Raw genomic sequence first — 16,575 nt, forward strand, 5'->3', positions numbered from 1 at the left:
GCCTGCATCGGCGCGTTTGGTCCCCGGCAAACTTCAGTGAGGCGGGGCTATCGCCGGCAGCGCGGAGAAGTCAATGTTTGCGGTGCATCCACCCCAAGTGATGGGAATCCAACCACTGAACGACTTCCATACTTGAATGCTCGCTCCGGTAACGGCGCGCCAACGCGACTGCAACCACCGCGACCACCGCAAAACCAACCACCCAACCAATCATCGACTGAGTCATGACAGCCTCCTTGTGGAATGCAGCCATGACTGAATTCTAGGCGTCTTGGGGGAAGGATTCACAAGTCCTGCGCCATGCCGAGTGTTATAGAACTGTACTCATTGCGTGAAGCGCTCGAAGCCAAGGCGGCGAGCCTGGCAGCGCAGCATGCGCATCTGCCCGATACAGACGCCGTTCGCGACGCCGTCACCCGATGTTGAGGTCCGCAAACTACCGTTCGTTGTGTGCGAGCCGGTGCGAAATACACACTTTCGCGCGGACATACGGACGAATGGGAGCGAAAAAGAAAATGCCCGCTCATCAAGCGGGCATTTGAGGAGGTGGGGCGAGAACATGCCGCGGAACCACGTCCAAGCCGGTAAGCCCCGCTCCCTGTTTTCTTTTACCGAACATAGGTTGGCTATGACGTGAAAGTAGTCGCTATTTTGCAGATCGGCAACGGATGTACCCGACCCTATCTGGCCGCGCCGGTCTCGAGCGATGTAACGTAACGCAGCAGGTCTTCAGTACGCCCTTCTGAAACGAGCTGCTCAGCAGTCTTGCAATCAAGGGTCGGCAACGGTTCATTGCGATACCAGAAGAGCGCCCTCTGAACGTCGCCGGAGATATCGGTAGCCGCTCGGATGATCCGAAGTGCGTCCCGAAGGAACTTCTGCACGCGTTCAGAGCCCGCCAGTCGGCTCACGGTATTGCGATGGACATGGGCCAGCCGTGAGAGCGTTTGCATATCGATATACAAGGCGGCCGCGAACCGGCGAGCTGAGACGATCGGCGACCCGCTATCACGGTCCCTCAACAACTCCATGAACTGGTCGAAACCACCGGATGGCGTTGGGTCGTAGTCGGCGTTTGGATCCATAGCAGATTCAACGCACACTGTATGCACATTTATGGCACATGCTGATCAGTCTGGTTGGATCTGATACGCACTTCTGCGCCGATGCTTGTTGCCAAGCGCCGCCGAGACACGTGGTCGGAAGCGGGCAACATCCCGAAGACAACTTTTCTGAGAATTCCCGTGCCCAAGGACACTTTTTCTGAGACGAGCGCCATGCAGTCGTCTCAGAAAAGATGTCCAAGTCCTTGATTCGTATAGGGTGCCAAAGACAACTTTTCTGAGAGCCCACAGATGATTCGATGCCATGAACCACGTTCCGCTTTCTCGGGCTCGACGAATGCCCAGATCGCGCGGCAGCAGGAGCAGCGACAGTACATGACCGAACCTGCCGAATCGGGCCCTTCGGAAGAAAAATGCGGCTGCGGAATTTCGGAGAGGACGCCGCTTGCGACGGCTGCGTCGCGACGATCGGTGTATTGCTGATACTCCTGATGTGACGCGAATGCTTTTTAGGCTCGCCGACACCGAGGCAGTGCATGCACGCCGGAAGCAGGCGCGCAATCGCACCGTTGCTTTGCGCTTCGCTCCCTCGCATGAGTTTCAGCCATTCGCCGCGCGGGACTTGTGCGTCCGCACGCGCTCGTTCGCTGTCGAGCCACGCGCGCAATTGATTCAGGTCGATTTCCCGTTCGCGGTAGCGGTGGAGTATGTTCTGAATTTCGTCGTCCATTGCGGTCATGCACCTGATCGTCGACGCGCATCGTTCGACCGAAACGGCGTTGTCGAGGCGTGATTCCGTGTACGCGGATATCCCCGTCAGTCGCGCCGCCTCACGCCCCGTCCCGCACGGCCATCGCGAGCGGCATCATCGCCGGCCCGATGGAGGCGAGCAGCCGCTCCTTCGATACGCCATCGCGGGATTGAACGGAAATGCCGTGCAGCTGTGTCGCATAGAAATCGGCCAGCGCCTTGATGTCGGTGCCCCGCGCGAGTTGCCCCTGCTCGGCTGCGAGCTGCAGGCGCTCGACGATCGACTGCGTGCGTGCGCGCCGATGAGCGGCCAGCCATTCCATGATCCCTTCGTTTTCTGCCGAGTAGTTGGTGGCGGCAGACACCACCATGCAGCCATGCGGCTGGCCACGCCTGGTATAGGCGGCAACGGCGTCGCGCAGCATGCGTTCGACGGCCGCGCGCACATCGGTTTCCTCGCCGAGCGCGCGATCGGCGAAGCCGCCTTCGCCCTGCTCATAGAGCGCCACGGCTTCCTGGAACAACGCTTCCTTGCTGCCGAAGGCGGCATAGATGCGCGCTGACGCAATGCCCATCGCTTCGACCAGGTCGGACATCGACGTGCCTTCGTAGCCGTGTCGCCAGAACGCGAGCATCGCGCGTTTCAGCGCCATGTCGCGATCAAATTCTCTCGGTCGTCCCGCCATATCCCTTTCGTCCGTCGTCACGTCGTGCGCCGATTTTATCGCGCGCCGAGTTGACACGCGCCGTCCCGCTATCCTATTCTTTGTCGATCAACAAACAATAGGAGTCGATCATGCGTACCCTCCGAGGCCCCAGTCTCCATCTCGCCCAGTTCGCCGACGATGCTGCACCGTTCAACAGCTTGCCGAACATCGCGCAATGGGCGTCCGGCGTCGGCTTCAAGGCGCTGCAGATTCCCGCATGGGACGGCCGGCTGTTCGACGTGGAGACGGCCGCGGAAAGCCAGGCCTATTGCGATGACATGAAGGGCATGCTGGCCGATCACGGGCTGGAGATCAGCGAACTGACGACGCACATCTTCGGGCAACTGGTCGCCGTGCATCCGGCGTACGACGCGATGTGCGACAACTTCGCGCCGGAAGCCGTGCGCGGCCATCCGGCCGCGCGCACCGCGTGGGCGCTGGATCGGCTCAAGCTGGCGGCGCGGGCTTCACGCCGCCTGGGGCTGACCGACATGGGCACGTTTTCGGGTTCGTTCGCGTGGCCCTACCTGTTTCCGTTCCCGCAACGGCCCGCCGGCCTCATCGAGACGGCTTTCGATGAACTGGCGCGCCGCTGGCGCCCGATTCTCGATGTCTGCGATGAAAACGGCGTCAACCTTTGCTACGAGATCCACCCCAGCGAAGACCTGCACGACGGGGTCAGCTTCGAGCGTTTCCATGCGCTGGTCGGCGAGCACGCGCGCTGCAAGATGCTGTTCGATCCGAGCCATTTCGTGCTGCAGCAGCTGGACTATCTCGCGTACATCGATATCTACCGCGACCACATCCGCATGTTTCATGTGAAGGATGCCGAATTTCTGCCTTCGGGGCGTCAAGGCATTTACGGCGGCTACAGTTCGTGGCTCGAACGTGCCGGCCGTTTCCGTTCGCTCGGTGACGGTCAGGTCGACTTCAAGGCAATTTTTTCGAAATTTGCTCAGTATGACTATGCAGGGTGGGCGACCCTCGAGTGGGAATGCTGCCTCAAGGACCAGGAGGACGGCGCGCGCGAAGGGGTTGCGTTTATCAACGACCACATCATCCGGGTGACGGAGCGCACCTTCGACGACTTCGCCGGTGCGGCGGTCAATCAACAGCAGATCCACGACATGCTCGGCATCGCCTGAGCCGGCCCCACTGCAAGGAACCATCGATATGTCCGCTCAACTTCAGTCGTCGTCGGCCGACGCTCAACGCTTCGATCATCAATACGTGCGCATCGACGGCCAGCGCATTCACTGTGTCACGGCCGGCGCGGGCACCCCGGTCCTGCTGATTCCGGGTTGGCCGCAAACGTGGTACGCCTGGCGTCACGTGATGCAGGCGCTCGCCGCGCACGGCTTCATGGCCATCGCGGTCGATCCGCCCGGCACCGGCTATTCCGACCGGCCGGATGCGGGTTACGACACGGGCCGCACGGCGGCCACGTTGCATCGCGTGATGGTGCAGCTTGGCTTCGATGTGTACCAGGTGGCCGGCCACGACGTCGGCATGTGGGTGGCCTATGCACTGGCGAGCGATCACCCCGAGGCCGTGAAGTCGCTGGCGCTCACGGAGGCGGTGATTCCAGGGCTGGCGCCCGCACCGTCGATCTTCGCTCCGCCGGAAGAGAACATCTTCCTGTGGCATTTCATGTTCAACCAGCTGGCCGATCTGCCCGAGACGCTGATTGCGGGACGTGAACGGGCCTATCTGGAGTTCATGTTCAACCGGTGGTCGTTCCGGCGCGATTGCGTGGCTGTCGATGTGTATATCGACGCCTATTCGGCACCGGGTGGCTTGCGCGGCGGCTTCGCCTATTACCGCGCGATTCCGGAGACGATCCGGCAGAACCAGGCGCGGGCGCAGCGCAAGCTGACGATGCCGGTGCTCGCCATTGGTGCAGAACATGCGACCGGCGATGCACCGCTCGTCACGATGCGTGACAACGCGACGGATCTGCAGGGCGCGGTCGTGCCCGATTGCGGCCACTTCATCATGGAAGAGGCCCCCGACGCATTCATCGGCCATCTGCTGCCGTTCCTGGAACGGAGCCGCTGATCATGCCGGTCGATTGCGTCGTGCTGCCCGGGATGATCCATGCGTGCATCCATATGGGCGCGGTGACGCCGGCAGCCTGCCAGGTGTTCGACATGGCCGGCGCGTGGATACGCGGGGTGTTTCAGCGGGGAGCGCACGGCACGACGGGGATGTACGGCCTGACGGCCGCACGAGATCGGGAAGACCGACGCGTTTTAAGTGGATTCGACGAACTTCCCGTCTCGCCGGCCACGCAGTCGACGTATTGACGCCCGACAGCAGGTTGACTAGATTCCTCACATGAACGCACTTTTCGTCACGACCACGACTACCACCACGACCGCCAATGGCGGGCCGGGAGGAGGTTGCGCGTCGTAGGTCAGTGCGTCGAACCCACCCCAAGCCCCGCCGGAAACGGACGGGGCTTTTTTCATGCTTCGTCCGGCCGGCATCGAACGTCAGCGGAGAACATGATGGATGATTGCGATCGCCGGGTGTCCGGCGACAGAGTCGACTCGTTTCGCCAGAAGCACAATCATCCGGCCGCCTGGCTTGCCGGCATCGCGGAAGGCGTGCCAACCTCGACGCGGATCCTGCTGATCTTCCAGTTCCTCGTGAACCTGTCGGTGTTCGGCTCGCTGCCGTTGCTTGCCGCGTTCCTCGCCACGGAGCGCCGTCTGGACGCGGGCAGCGTTGCCAGCGTGCTGACGGTGAACCTGCTGGCGAGCCGGTTGCTGCCGCTGGTGCTGGGGGCGTCGACGGATCGCGTCAGCAGTCGCCTGCTGACCACACTCGGCCTGCTTTGCCGTGCGGCGGGGTTCGCCGGATTCGCATTTGCGCTGTCGCTACCGGGCCTGTTGATGTGGGCGTGCGTGTCCGGGCTCGGGGCCGCGCTTTACGAAACGACCGCGTATTCGATCTTTGGCTCGCTCGATGGCTCCGTGCGTCCCAAGGTATTTGCGCTGAACAATCTGGCGCTCAATCTCGGCGCGTTGATCGGCCCCGCGCTGCTGATGGTCGTGCCGAACGCGAACGGGGCGCTGCCGTTTCTGGTGAGCGGCGCGGTATTCACGGCGCTCGCACTGATTGCGCCGTGGATCGCGGGACGAAGCACGCACAACGCAGTCGCCGCACACCCGCTGCGCGGCGTGCTGGTCGCATTCGGTGACCGGCGGTTTCGCCGGCTGTGCTGGGCACTTGTCCCGTTCTGGACCGTGTACACGCAGATTTACGTATTCATTCCGTTGACCTTTTCGCATGGCGCGCATGGCTACAACGGCGTGCGATCGTTCTACGTCACGAATGCGCTGATCGGAATCGCCACGGCGTGGCTTGGCATGGGCTGGTTTCAGCGCACGAACTGGCGATCGATGATGGTGATCGGGCATGTCGCGTTGTGCGCCAGCTTTGCGGTTGGGGCACTGCTGTTCGCCCGCGATCGGGGCGCAGATGCGTCGCTCGTGATCCTGGTCGTGATCGCGATCGTCTTCACGTTCGGCGAAAGCCTGATTCTTCCCGCGTCGAATATCGCGCTCGCCGACCTGACGGCGGACGGCAATGCCGGCAGCTATTTCGGCGCATCGGCGATTTCATGGGCGATCGGCGGGATGCTCGGCAACTTCATCGGAAGCATCGCCGCAGGCTGGACCACGCTCGCGCAGGGATGGATCCTGTTTATGGGAATTGCGCTGGCTGGTCTGTTGGCATTCCGTCTGCAGCGGCCGGAATAGCCAAGGCTACCCGCGCTGCTGAACCCGCGCCTTCGCACACTTGAACCACAGCCGCATCGCCCCGACCCCGCCCGCGACCGGAATCCGCGGCAACAGGAACCGATCGTCGTACGCATCCGCGCAGCCGCGCCGGGTCGTCGTCGCGTTGCCGTAACCCGCGGCGGCGACCTGATCGCGCACGCGCGAATCCAGGTCGCCGTACGGGTAGCAGAACGATTCGACCGGCTGGCCGCCGAACGCCTCGAGCCGCCGCTTCGATTCGATGATCTGAACTTCCGCCACATGCGCCGGCACGTGCGACAGCGCGACGTGATCGAGCGTATGCGAGCCGATTTCATGGCCGTGATCGCGCCAGGCGAGCATGTCCGCGCACGTCATCAGCGGCGAGCGGGCTGTATCGGCACCCGCATCCCAGTCGTTCTCGCGGCCGAACCGGCCGGCGACGAAGTAGCAGGTCGCGGTGAAGCCGAGCGCGTCGAGCACGGGCATCGCATGCGTCAGCACGTTGAGAAAGCCGTCGTCGAACGTAATGCCGAAGACCTTCCCGCTGCGCTGGCCGCGCAGGTACGGCTGCAGTTCACGCACGCTCACGCCGCGATAGCCGAGCCGCCTGAACAGCATCATCTGGCGGCGGAACGCATCGGGCGCCACGCTCAGGCTGCGCAGCCGGTCGGTCGGCGGCGGCAGCGTGCGGACCTGGTGGTACATCAGGATCGGGTAGCGCGTGGCGGGCAGTAGCATGAGCGGGTCGCGGGAACGGGAAGTTACGCGGCCTTGCGGAAGATCCGCAGGGTCTTGAAGTCGCCGATTTCGACGAAGTCGGCATTCGCCGCCCATTGCTCGATGATCGGCTCGGCCTTCCGGTACGCCGACGAGCCCTTGTAGAACAGCAGGTGGCCTTCGCGTGCGGTGTGTCGTGCGAACAGGTCGAGCACTTCGGCGTCGGTCTTCGCGCCGTAGCGGCTGTTCGTCTCGTCGCGGAATTCGCACAGATGGAACAGCGTGACGACGTCGAAGGCCGGCAGCAGGTCCGAGTTGCTCGTATAGATATCGCCGAAATAGGCCAGATAGGTCTTGCTCACCTCCGGTTGCCGCGTGACGAGATCGACGTACGACTTGTATTCCTTCGGCGACGCCGTCACGCCGAAGACTGTGTTGTTCAGGTGCGGCCGCGCGCATTCCACGCCGACATGATGATGGCCGCCGGTGCCGAAGTGATAGATGCGGATGCCGTTTAGGCGCGCGGCTTCCAGCCATTCGACGAAGTGCACGTCACACGGGCACTCCTGCGTGCGCAGATCCCAGTACTTCTTCCAGATGTTCATTGCCATTAAACGGACCTCAAGGATGTCACCCGACGATTGGGGTTGTGGCGAATCGATTTCTGATAAACGGACAGCGTCGCGTCGATGAATCGTTCGAACGAGAATTCGCGCTTGCCCTTCAGCCGCGCGCTGCGTCCCATCGCGCGCACGCACGCGGGCTCGCGCACGATCGCGCGCAGGATTTCCCCGATCGCTTCGGGCTCGCGCGGCGGGACGACCCAGCCGTCCACGCCCGGCTCGACGTTCTCGGGCAGCCCGCCCACGCGCGTGACGATCGCGGGGCAGCCGAGCGACATCGCTTCGCGGCACGCATACGACAGGCTCTCGTGGTACGACAGCACGAACGACACGTCGATGATCGAGAACGGCGCCCGCACGTCGTCGAGGCGGCCGGTGAACGCGGTGCGCGCGGCCATGCGGTGCAGCGCGATCTGCTCGCGCTGCTCGGCGGTCGGCTCCGCGCCGACCAGCAGCACGCGAAACCGCTCGCGCTCGTGTTCGGGCAGGCGGCCCAGCGCCGCGATCAGGTCCATCCAGCCTTTTTCCGGCGCGGTGCCGGCGCTGCTGCCCAGCACGATCGCGTCCGCGGCGGACGGCCCGAACAACGCGATCTTGCGGCGCCGGATTTCGTCACTGGCGAGACGCTCCGCGGCCTGCCGGCGCACGCCGTGCTTCACGACCGTGACGTTTCCGTACGGTGACCGCAGCGCGAGCATGCCCGCCACGTAGTCGCTGACCGCGATCGTGTGATCGGTGGCGAGGCGTGCGCGCAGCACGTTGCCGAAGCTGTCGGCGCGATAGGTGTTGTGCTTGGTGAGCACGACGGCGGGCCGATACCGGCAGCCGAGCAGCGCGAGCATCACCTGCCGGTGATCGGCGGAGCCGTTCACGTGGATGACGTCGAAGCGCTCGGCGACGATCCGCTGGCGCAGCCGGACGATTTCCTGCCACAGCCGGTTCCAGCGCGGCTTGAATTCCATGTCGAAGATGGCCACGTCGGGGCTGTCCTTCAACAGCCGCGACAGGCGGCTGCCTTCCGGCGACGCGACGGTCACGCGATGATGCCGGCTCATCGCGGCGGCGAGATCGCGGACGTAGGTGTCCTGGCCGCCGCCGTAGTCGCCGTGGAAGTTGGTATACAGAATGTTCATCACGATGCCGCCTTTCCTCGATCATTCATTGGGCAGGACTGCTGAGAAAATGAGTGCGTCCGCCTGTTGAAAGCAATGACTCGAACCTGGTCCCGCGTTCTCGATGCGGGATCGCGCATCGACGCCCGGGCAGGGCGTCACCGCGAATCGTTTCAAAATATTACAGAAGCATTACGTGCCGTAGTGTCAATGTCTGCGCATCTTTGTGAGGATGTGTCGCGATCGTTCACGGTCTCGTCACGCAATGCGGTGTCGCCGGGGAGGAGGGGGCCGGTGGCGCGGTTTGCCGTCGCCGGGCGGCGCGTGAAACGTGGCAAGCCCGGCGCGACCGGCAATGTGGCCCGATTACCCGCCTGGTCGCGCAGGAAGCGGGCTGGATCGCGACAAAACCCGACTTTTCGACGACATCCGGACGGAGATCAACTCGGGCGACTTTCAGATTTGAAAGCAGGGAGGCCATTTGCGTTAGAATGCCCCCCCTTGTCCGCCGTGGCGATCGCCAAAGGCGGGCTCGTCGCACCCAGAGAGACGTGGGTTTCGATTCGTAGCCGGGCGCGGAAGATGTGCCAGCCGTTAGCAACATACGCTTTGTGATTTGGATTACTAATGAAGAAGAAGCACAACATCACCAAGTACATCGTTGTCGCGATGATTCTTGGAATCGCAGTGGGTTACGCCTGTCATAGCGCGTTTCCCGACCCGAACATGGCGAAGGAGGTCGCCGGCTACGTATCGTTGCTGTCCGACATATTCCTGCGCCTGATCAAGATGATCATCGCGCCGCTGGTATTCGCGACGCTGACCGTCGGCATTGCGCAGATGGGCGACGGCAGCGCGGTCGGCCGCGTCGGCGTCAAGGCGTTCGGCTGGTTTTTCATCGCGTCGTTCACGTCGTTGCTGCTCGGCCTGCTGACCGCCACGATCCTGCAACCGGGCAGCCATCTGAGCCTGCCGCTGCCGGCGTCCGATGCGTCCCTCGGCCTGAAGACGGGCGCCTTCACGCTGAAGGATTTCGTGGTCCACCTGGTGCCGAAGTCGATCGCGGAAGCGATGGCGAACAACGAAATCCTGCAGATCGTCGTCTTCTCCATCTTCTTCGGCACGGCGCTGTCCGCGCTCGGCGAGTCGGGCAAGCGCCTGACCGGCGTGATCGACGATCTCGCGCAGGTGATGCTGAAGGTAACGGGCGCGGTGATGTGGTTCGCGCCGGTCGCGGTGTTCGCGGCGCTGGCGTCGACGATCACGACCCAGGGGCTCGGCATCCTGCTCACGTTCGCGAAGTTCATGGCGAGCTTCTATCTGGCCCTGGCGCTGCTGTGGGGCGTGCTGACGCTCGCCGGCGTGACGTTCCTCGGCAAGCGTGCGTTCACGCTGATCCGGCTGATCCGCGAGCCGTTCCTGCTGTCGTTCGCGACGGCGAGTTCCGAAGCCGCGTATCCGAAGCTGCTGGACGCGCTCGACCGCTTCGGCGTGAACCGCAAGATCTCGAGCTTCGTGCTGCCGATCGGCTATTCGTTCAACCTCGACGGTTCGATGATGTACTGCACGTTCGCGGTGCTGTTCATCGCGCAGGTGTACGGCATTCATCTGCCGCTGGGCACGCAGATCACGATGCTGCTGATGCTGATGGTCACGTCGAAGGGGATGGCGGGCGTGCCGCGCGCGTCGCTGGTCGTGATCGCGGCGACGCTCAACCAGTTCAACATGCCCGAAGCCGGGTTGCTGCTGATCATGGGCGTCGACATGTTCCTCGACATGGGGCGCTCGGCCACCAATGCGGTCGGCAACTCGATCGCGGCGGCCGTGGTCGCGAAGTGGGAAGGGCAGCTCGACGATCCGCGCGACGACAACGATCCGGACAATGGGCGCGCGATGAAGGTGAAGGTGCCGGAGACCTCGGCATCGGCATGAGGTGCAGCAGTGCGGCAGCGCCACGATAGTGGCGCGTTGCCTGCTTCCCGGTAGTGAATAATCGCCGGCCTGGATTCGAAACGGATTCAGGCCGGCGATTTGTTTTGGGGCGATGATTTCGCCTTGAATTCGGGCGTTTTCCCTCGATTCCCTGATTCCCCGATTGATACTTGGCGCTCGCCGTTTCAATCCGTCGCCGTTGAACACGCGGCGATATTCCCGCAAACGGGCACGCGCCTGATTTTCCCGATCTCCGATTCGACGTGTAAGTGACCATTCACTGTCGCGCAGTCGCGCTTGCCATAGGCGTGCTTGGGTGCGACGGTCGATACCATCAAAGCTGAATCCGAGAAAAGCGCAATGGCGCGAACGATTCGCAATTTTTTTCCATTTATATAACGCTATTCTCGCGCTGCGCATTATCGAACGCATGCTGCACGTAATACTGACTGCGCCGGATGATTCAGGGGAAGAATTTACGCATCACGGTTTTCAAGCCATCCGGCCGGCCCTTCATGTGAATGTTCGCACCATTCAGGAGAGCATCCGTCATGGTCGCCAGACAACGATTTAAGGCTGCGCTTCTCGCCGCGGCGATCGCCGCGATGACCCCCGCCGTTCACGCAGGCAACACCACCGACTGGCTGGCGAATACGTACGGCACGCTCGCGGCCCACGTCGGCAACGTCGCGCGCGCGATGTGGGTCGCGCCCGAAGGCGTGATCTATACGGCGTCGATGTGGGACGAGGACGAAGGCGGCGTCGCGATCTACCAGAACGGCAAGAGCGTCGGCTCGATCGGCACGCACTCGGAGTTCCAGGGCAGCGCGATCACCGGTGACGCGACGTCGTTGTTCGTCGCGCTGCAGCCCGGCAAGACGTACGGCAGCGGCGCGGTGGGGCGCTACAACCGCGCGACGAAGTATCGCGACCTCGTCATCCAGGTCAGCGCTGCGACCAATCAGCCGCGCATCGACGTCGTCACCGGGCTTGCGACGGCCGGCTCGCTGCTCTATGCGAGCGACTTCTACGGCAATCGCGTGCGCGTGTTCACCACCAACGGCGTGTGGCAGCGCGACATCAGCGTATCGGCGCCCGGCGCGCTCGCGGTGGATGGCGCGGGCAACGTGTGGATCGCGCAGAAGAGCGCGGGCACGATCGTCGGCTTCAGCCCGGAGGGTGCGCTGCTGAACACGATCCGGATGCCGGCCGGGTCGCAGCCGTCGGCGCTGGTTTTCGATGCGGCGGCCGGCCAGCTGCTGGTGGGCGACGAAGGCCCGGACCAGAACATCAAGCGCTATACGGTGGCGGGCCGGCCCGCGCTGGCCGGCACGTTCGGCGTGCGCGGCGGCTATCTCGACACGACGACGGGCATCAAGGGGCAGGTCGGTGCGCAGCGCTTTACGCGCATCGTCGGGCTCGGCAAGGACACCGGCGGCAATCTCTATGTGCTCAACAATCCTTGGGGCGGCAGCTGGGATCTGGGCCGCAACGGCGCGACCGACATTCATGCGTACAGCAGCACCGGCAGCCTGCGGTGGACGCTGCAGTCGCTGAACTTCGAAGGGATCGCCGCACCGGACCCGGTTACGGACGGCGCGCTGTTCTACGGCGGCACGCATGTGTACAGCGGCAGCGCGGGCGGCAAGTTCGTCGCGAACACCGTCGATCCGTTCACGTATCCGGCCGATCCGCGCATCAACATGAGCGATACGCAGCGCGACGAGCATTTCGGGCTGCTCACGTCGGTGGGCGCGAACCGGATTCTCGTCGCGGCGGGCCAGAATCCGCCCGTCGTCACCTTCTTCCACTTCAACGCGGCGAACGGCTATATCGCGATTCCGGACGGCTCGATCCCGGGCCCCGCGTTCAATACGACGCGGCGCGTGACGAGCGGCTTCAGCATCGACAGCAAGGGCGGCGTGTGGGCCGGCCTCGACAAGACCGGCGCGATTACGCACTACCCGCTGGCCGGTTTCGACGCGAGCGGCAAGCCGTCGTGGGGGCCGGGCGTCGCGACCCGCGTGCCCGACAGCATCCAGCCGCTCACGCGCATCGTCTATCTCGCGGACAGCGACACGATGGTGCTCGCGCAGGGCGCCATCGGGAGCAACGACTGGACGTCGATCGGCACGCGCATCGAGGTGTATCACGGCTGGAGCGCGGGCAACACGACGAAGCCCGACCCGGTGATCACGCTGCCGCACAGCGGCGCGAAATCGATCGACGCGGTGGGCAACCATCTGTTCGTCGGCTACTGGTTCAGCAGCAGCGGGCCGCTGTGGCCGAACGTCGACGCGTTCAATCTCACCACCGGCAATCTCGACACCACGCTGGTCAATGCGAGCCCGGCGACCGTCGATACCAGCAGCGCGATCGACGCGATGTACAGCATTCGCGCATACCGCCGGTCGAACGGCGAGTACGTGGTGATGAAGAACAACGTGAAAGGGAACAGCATCACCGTGTACCGGTGGGCGCCCTGACGTTGATGACGCATGCGCGGCCGCCTCGACCTCGTTCGGCGGCCGCGCTCGCGAAGCCATGATGTGATTCATCGTGACTCCGCGGGATTTCCATCGCGTTTCCACACAATTTCCACATCACGCGTTCGTAATGACCGGCGTGCGCAACGCGCGCCGCACCGCCCGCCGGGCGGCTGTCCTGAACCTCCCGACGCGAAAAACCCGATACGGGCACAATGACAGCGGCGTCGGCGGCACCGCGCGTGCTCACGACGATGAACCGAATCGACTGAATGGTTGCACCGGCGCATTGCCGCGCCGGTGAATTTGCGCGGCAACCCCTGCCGCGTTTCTTGAGCCGAATTGACGAAAAGATGAAGACGAAAACCACACCGAACCGCCTGTTGCTGATCGCTGTGCTCGCCGGCGCGCTGAGCGGGACTGCCCATGCAGAGACGGCGGCGACCACGGCGACCGTTGCGACGGTCAACGGCACGCCGATCACGCAGGCCGACGTCGATACGCTGCTGCGCGCGTCCGGGCAACCCGACTCGCCGCAAATCCGCCAGGCGATCAAGAATCAGCTGATCACGCGCGTGCTGGTTCAGCAGGCCGCCGAGAAGGCGAACTACGGCGACAAGCCCGAGGTCAAGGCAGCGGTGCAGCAGGCGAAAACGAATGCCGAAGTGCAGCTTTACCTGCGCGACAACGTGAAGCCCGAGCCGGTGACCGAAGAGCAGGTCAAGGCGCGCTACGACGAACTCGTGGCCACGCTCGGCAAGAACGAGTACAAGCCGCGCCTGATCATCGTCCAGGACCCGGTGACGGCCGCGACGGTGCTCAGCGAGCTGAAGGCGGGCAAGTCGTTCGAAGGGCTCGCGCGCCAGTACAGCATGGCGCCGAGCCGCGACAGCGGCGGCGAGTTGCCGTGGGTGAGCTTCCACACGCCGGCGACGGAAGGCAAGACGTCCGGCTTGCCGCTGCCGGTCGCGCAGGCGCTCGAGAAACTGAAGGTCGGTGCGGTGACGAGCGATTCGATCTCGGTCGACGGCGTGCGGGCGATCGTGAAGCTGGACGCGAAGCGGCCGACGCAGGTGCCGGGCTTCGCGACCGCGAAGCCGGGGCTTCAGCAGCAACTGCAGGCGGCCGCGGTGGAGAAGGCGAGTGCGCAGATGATCGGCAACTTGCTGAAGGACGCGAAGATCACGCAGTAATGCGGCGTCAAAACGCCGGACGTCACGCGCGCCAGACCATGCTCGCGCTCGTTTCGGTGTCCGATTCGCTGCGGAAGCCGAGCCGTTCGTAGAGCCGCCGCGCCGGGTTGCCGTGCAGCACGCTGAGCGACACCGGCACGTGCGCGCGTGCCGCGTCGTTCAGCAGCGCGCTCAGCACGGCTTCACCGATGCCTCGGCCCTGGTGCGCCGGGAGGATCTGGATCTGGTGCACGTGCCACGCGTCGGTGGCGCGTGTCACCTTCAGCAAGCCGATGGCGTCGTCGCCTTCGCAGACGATCATCGCATCGTCGAAATGCGCGCGGATGCGCTGGTCGTGCGCTTCGTCATCGATCGGCATGCCGGCGCGTTGCAGGTGCTCGGTCATCGTGAGCCGGCGCAGGTTCAACAGGAACGGCAGGTCGGCGGCAGACGCCGCGCGCAGGCGGATTGCGTGTGTCATCGTGCGGAGGCGTTCGTTCAGGAAGGCGGGATCGTCGACGGGAAGGTCGAACCCCGCAGCGAATCATTACCGATGGCGGGCAGCCGGTCAAAAGGGGCGCAGCGCCGAGTCCGGCACGCACGCGCGGCCGATCATGCGGCGTGCCGGCCGGATACCTGGTGCGCACCGGCGAGATTGGCGGTCAGCGTGTCGACCACCACGCGTCTCAGGCTTACGAGCGCGGCAGGCGCATCGCCTTCGCTCGCATGGAGGCACACGTCGACGGACGGCAGCGGCGGCAGCCCGTCGCGCTCGCCAAGCTGGCGCAGCGTCGGCGGCACCCCCACCATCGTTCTCGCCGTCATCCCCAGCCCGCCCGCGATGCCGGCCCACAGGCTTTGCAGGCTGCCGGTCGTGTAAGCGAGCCGCCACGGGATCCCGGCCTTGTCGAGCGCATCGGTGCCGGCCTTGCGGAACAGGCACGGCGGCTTGTACAACGCGAGATCCAGCGGCACGCCGGCGCGCGGGCGCACGTCGACGCCTGGCGGCCCGATCCACGCCATCGGCAGCGTGACCAGATGTTCGGCGTCGGTGCGATGGCCGCGGCCCATCGCGAGCACGATGTCGAGTTCGCCGCCATCGAGCCGGTCGAGCAGCGCGCCGTTGCCGTCGACGACGATGTCGACGCGCACGCCCGGGTGCGTGCGCTTGAACTGGCCGAGCGCGACGGGCAGCCACGATTCGGCGAAGTCGCCGGGCAGCCCGAACCGCACGGCCCCCTCGATCGCCGCGCCGCGGATCGCGCCGACCGCCTCGTCGTTCAGTTCGAGAATGCGGCGCGCATAGGACAGCATCAGTTCGCCGGCTTCGGTCGGCACGAGGCCGCGCCCCTGGCGGCGAAACAGCGGCTGCCCGATCTGCGCTTCGAGCTTGCGCATCTGCTGGCTGACCGCCGACTGCGAGCGGCCGATCCGGTCGGCGGCGCGGTTCAGGCTGCCGAGCCGATCCGCGGCGATCAGCGTGCGCAGCGCATCCATGTCGAGATTCGGAAGCGTCATGATTCGGTTTTTCTTATAAGTCGATTTCGAATTATCGTATTTATTGGACATTCCCGTCGCTACCATCAAGTGAACCGGTCGTTCCGGTTCACGGGGATGCACGCGATACGCAGCTGCGGATGCCCGTGAGGTTGCTTCCCTTCTTTCTCTCACGAGGACAGTGAATGAACATCCGCTCGATATTCCGCCAGGGCTTTCCCGGCATGCTGCTGGCCGCATCGATGATTCCCGGCGACGCATCGGCCGCGCCGTCGCTCGCGGGGACGTGGACGCTGGTCGCGGCCGACGTGCAACATCCCGACGGCACGATCGGCCGCGACTATGGCGCCGACCCGAAGGGGATGCTGCTGATCGACGCGCACGGGAACTACTCGCTGCAGATCTTCAAGTCGGAGCGCCCGCGCTTCGCGTCGAACGACAAGGCGACCGGCACGCCGGACGAATTCCGGGAAGCCGTGCTCGGCTCGAGCACCCACTACGGCACGCTGACCGTCGATCCCGCGAAACACAAGCTCGCGTTTCACATCATCGATTCGTCGTACCCGAACTGGATCGGGCAAACGCAGACGCGAAGCTATCAATTGAAGGACGGCGAGCTGAGCTACCGGGTGCCGCCGCGTGCGAACGGCGACATACCGATCTCGGTGTGGCGGCGCGTGGATTGAGGCGGGAGGGCGTCAAAGCCCCGGCAACCGAGTCTGCAGGCCGGCCGGGCGATGGTCGA

At 64.3% G+C, this 16,575-nt stretch carries 18 protein-coding genes; 9 read left to right on the forward strand and 9 right to left on the reverse strand.

Annotation, left to right across the window (positions count from 1 at the left end; all coding sequences use genetic code 11):
* Positions 1 to 70 precede the first annotated feature (70 nt).
* Both FFS49_RS42070 and FFS49_RS22995 read right to left on the reverse strand, forming a co-directional pair.
* On the reverse strand, positions 71 to 226 hold the full coding sequence (locus FFS49_RS42070) for a hypothetical protein (protein WP_171026816.1): 156 nt from the start codon (positions 224 to 226) through the stop codon (positions 71 to 73).
* 454 nt (positions 227 to 680) lie between these two features.
* Positions 681 to 1,085, reverse strand: coding sequence for a hypothetical protein (locus FFS49_RS22995; protein WP_046548876.1), 405 nt, complete (start codon positions 1,083 to 1,085; stop codon positions 681 to 683).
* 481 nt (positions 1,086 to 1,566) lie between these two features.
* Between FFS49_RS22995 and FFS49_RS42075 the strand changes: the two genes are divergently transcribed.
* Complete coding sequence (locus FFS49_RS42075) at positions 1,567 to 1,857, forward strand: hypothetical protein (protein WP_171026817.1); 291 nt, start codon at positions 1,567 to 1,569, stop codon at positions 1,855 to 1,857.
* Positions 1,858 to 1,894: 37 nt separating this feature from the next.
* Here FFS49_RS42075 and FFS49_RS23005 read toward each other — a convergent pair whose 3' ends face one another.
* Positions 1,895 to 2,500 carry a TetR/AcrR family transcriptional regulator gene (locus tag FFS49_RS23005; RefSeq protein ID WP_071333472.1) on the reverse strand — a complete coding sequence of 202 codons (606 nt, stop codon included), beginning with the start codon at positions 2,498 to 2,500 and terminating at the stop codon, positions 1,895 to 1,897.
* A 110-nt stretch (positions 2,501 to 2,610) separates the two neighbouring features.
* Between FFS49_RS23005 and FFS49_RS23010 the strand changes: the two genes are divergently transcribed.
* The 3 genes from FFS49_RS23010 to FFS49_RS42410 are packed head-to-tail and all read left to right on the forward strand — an operon-like array spanning position 2,611 to position 4,827.
* Positions 2,611 to 3,666: a sugar phosphate isomerase/epimerase family protein gene (locus tag FFS49_RS23010; RefSeq protein ID WP_071333471.1), complete on the forward strand. Its 1,056-nt coding sequence runs from the start codon at positions 2,611 to 2,613 to the stop codon at positions 3,664 to 3,666.
* Between the two features lie 28 nt (positions 3,667 to 3,694).
* Positions 3,695 to 4,579: an alpha/beta hydrolase gene (locus FFS49_RS23015; RefSeq protein ID WP_105815159.1), complete on the forward strand. Its 885-nt coding sequence runs from the start codon at positions 3,695 to 3,697 to the stop codon at positions 4,577 to 4,579.
* A gap of 2 nt (positions 4,580 to 4,581) precedes the next feature.
* Positions 4,582 to 4,827 (forward strand): hypothetical protein, encoded by a 246-nt coding sequence (locus tag FFS49_RS42410; RefSeq protein WP_175918227.1) that lies wholly within the window; start codon positions 4,582 to 4,584, stop codon positions 4,825 to 4,827.
* Between the two features lie 27 nt (positions 4,828 to 4,854).
* Here FFS49_RS42410 and FFS49_RS42080 read toward each other — a convergent pair whose 3' ends face one another.
* Complete coding sequence (locus FFS49_RS42080; protein ID WP_171026818.1) at positions 4,855 to 4,992, reverse strand: hypothetical protein; 138 nt, start codon at positions 4,990 to 4,992, stop codon at positions 4,855 to 4,857.
* A gap of 60 nt (positions 4,993 to 5,052) precedes the next feature.
* Between FFS49_RS42080 and FFS49_RS23025 the strand changes: the two genes are divergently transcribed.
* The gene (locus FFS49_RS23025; protein ID WP_171026819.1) at positions 5,053 to 6,288 is read left to right on the forward strand and encodes an MFS transporter; all 1,236 of its coding nucleotides are present in this window, start codon (positions 5,053 to 5,055) and stop codon (positions 6,286 to 6,288) included.
* A 6-nt stretch (positions 6,289 to 6,294) separates the two neighbouring features.
* On the opposite strand, the gene FFS49_RS23030 is transcribed toward FFS49_RS23025, so the two are convergent.
* From FFS49_RS23030 to FFS49_RS23040, 3 genes are read right to left on the reverse strand one after another with little or no spacing between them, the layout of a single operon-like run.
* Positions 6,295 to 7,029 carry a polysaccharide deacetylase family protein gene (locus FFS49_RS23030; RefSeq protein WP_105815157.1) on the reverse strand — a complete coding sequence of 245 codons (735 nt, stop codon included), beginning with the start codon at positions 7,027 to 7,029 and terminating at the stop codon, positions 6,295 to 6,297.
* 23 nt (positions 7,030 to 7,052) lie between these two features.
* A complete protein-coding gene (locus tag FFS49_RS23035) occupies positions 7,053 to 7,619 on the reverse strand; it encodes a hypothetical protein (RefSeq protein WP_224755781.1) in 567 nt (188 codons plus the stop codon).
* Positions 7,619 to 8,764, reverse strand: coding sequence for a glycosyltransferase (locus FFS49_RS23040; RefSeq protein WP_071333466.1), 1,146 nt, complete (start codon positions 8,762 to 8,764; stop codon positions 7,619 to 7,621). Before FFS49_RS23040 ends, FFS49_RS23035 begins: the two co-directional genes overlap by 1 nt.
* A gap of 606 nt (positions 8,765 to 9,370) precedes the next feature.
* Here FFS49_RS23040 and FFS49_RS23045 point away from each other — a divergent pair.
* The 3 genes from FFS49_RS23045 to FFS49_RS23055 all read left to right on the forward strand — a co-directional run bounded on the left by FFS49_RS23045 (position 9,371) and on the right by FFS49_RS23055 (position 14,354).
* The gene (locus FFS49_RS23045) at positions 9,371 to 10,675 is read left to right on the forward strand and encodes a dicarboxylate/amino acid:cation symporter (protein WP_039344431.1); all 1,305 of its coding nucleotides are present in this window, start codon (positions 9,371 to 9,373) and stop codon (positions 10,673 to 10,675) included.
* Between the two features lie 551 nt (positions 10,676 to 11,226).
* Entirely contained in the window at positions 11,227 to 13,161 is a 1,935-nt protein-coding gene (locus tag FFS49_RS23050; RefSeq protein ID WP_105815156.1) for an SMP-30/gluconolactonase/LRE family protein, read from the forward strand.
* 353 nt (positions 13,162 to 13,514) lie between these two features.
* Entirely contained in the window at positions 13,515 to 14,354 is an 840-nt protein-coding gene (locus FFS49_RS23055) for a peptidyl-prolyl cis-trans isomerase (protein WP_105815180.1), read from the forward strand.
* A 22-nt stretch (positions 14,355 to 14,376) separates the two neighbouring features.
* On the opposite strand, the gene FFS49_RS23060 is transcribed toward FFS49_RS23055, so the two are convergent.
* Together FFS49_RS23060 and FFS49_RS23065 are read right to left on the reverse strand one after the other, a co-directional pair.
* Positions 14,377 to 14,814, reverse strand: coding sequence for a GNAT family N-acetyltransferase (locus tag FFS49_RS23060; protein WP_105815155.1), 438 nt, complete (start codon positions 14,812 to 14,814; stop codon positions 14,377 to 14,379).
* Between the two features lie 131 nt (positions 14,815 to 14,945).
* Positions 14,946 to 15,851, reverse strand: a complete 906-nt coding sequence (locus FFS49_RS23065) for a LysR substrate-binding domain-containing protein (protein ID WP_105815154.1) — start codon at positions 15,849 to 15,851, stop codon at positions 14,946 to 14,948.
* A 164-nt stretch (positions 15,852 to 16,015) separates the two neighbouring features.
* Between FFS49_RS23065 and FFS49_RS23070 the strand changes: the two genes are divergently transcribed.
* Positions 16,016 to 16,516 (forward strand): lipocalin-like domain-containing protein, encoded by a 501-nt coding sequence (locus FFS49_RS23070; protein WP_039344416.1) that lies wholly within the window; start codon positions 16,016 to 16,018, stop codon positions 16,514 to 16,516.
* Positions 16,517 to 16,575 lie beyond the last annotated feature (59 nt).

The organism is Burkholderia sp. 4NA327C6 (assembly GCF_005502655.1).
GTDB lineage: Bacteria > Pseudomonadota > Gammaproteobacteria > Burkholderiales > Burkholderiaceae > Burkholderia > Burkholderia contaminans.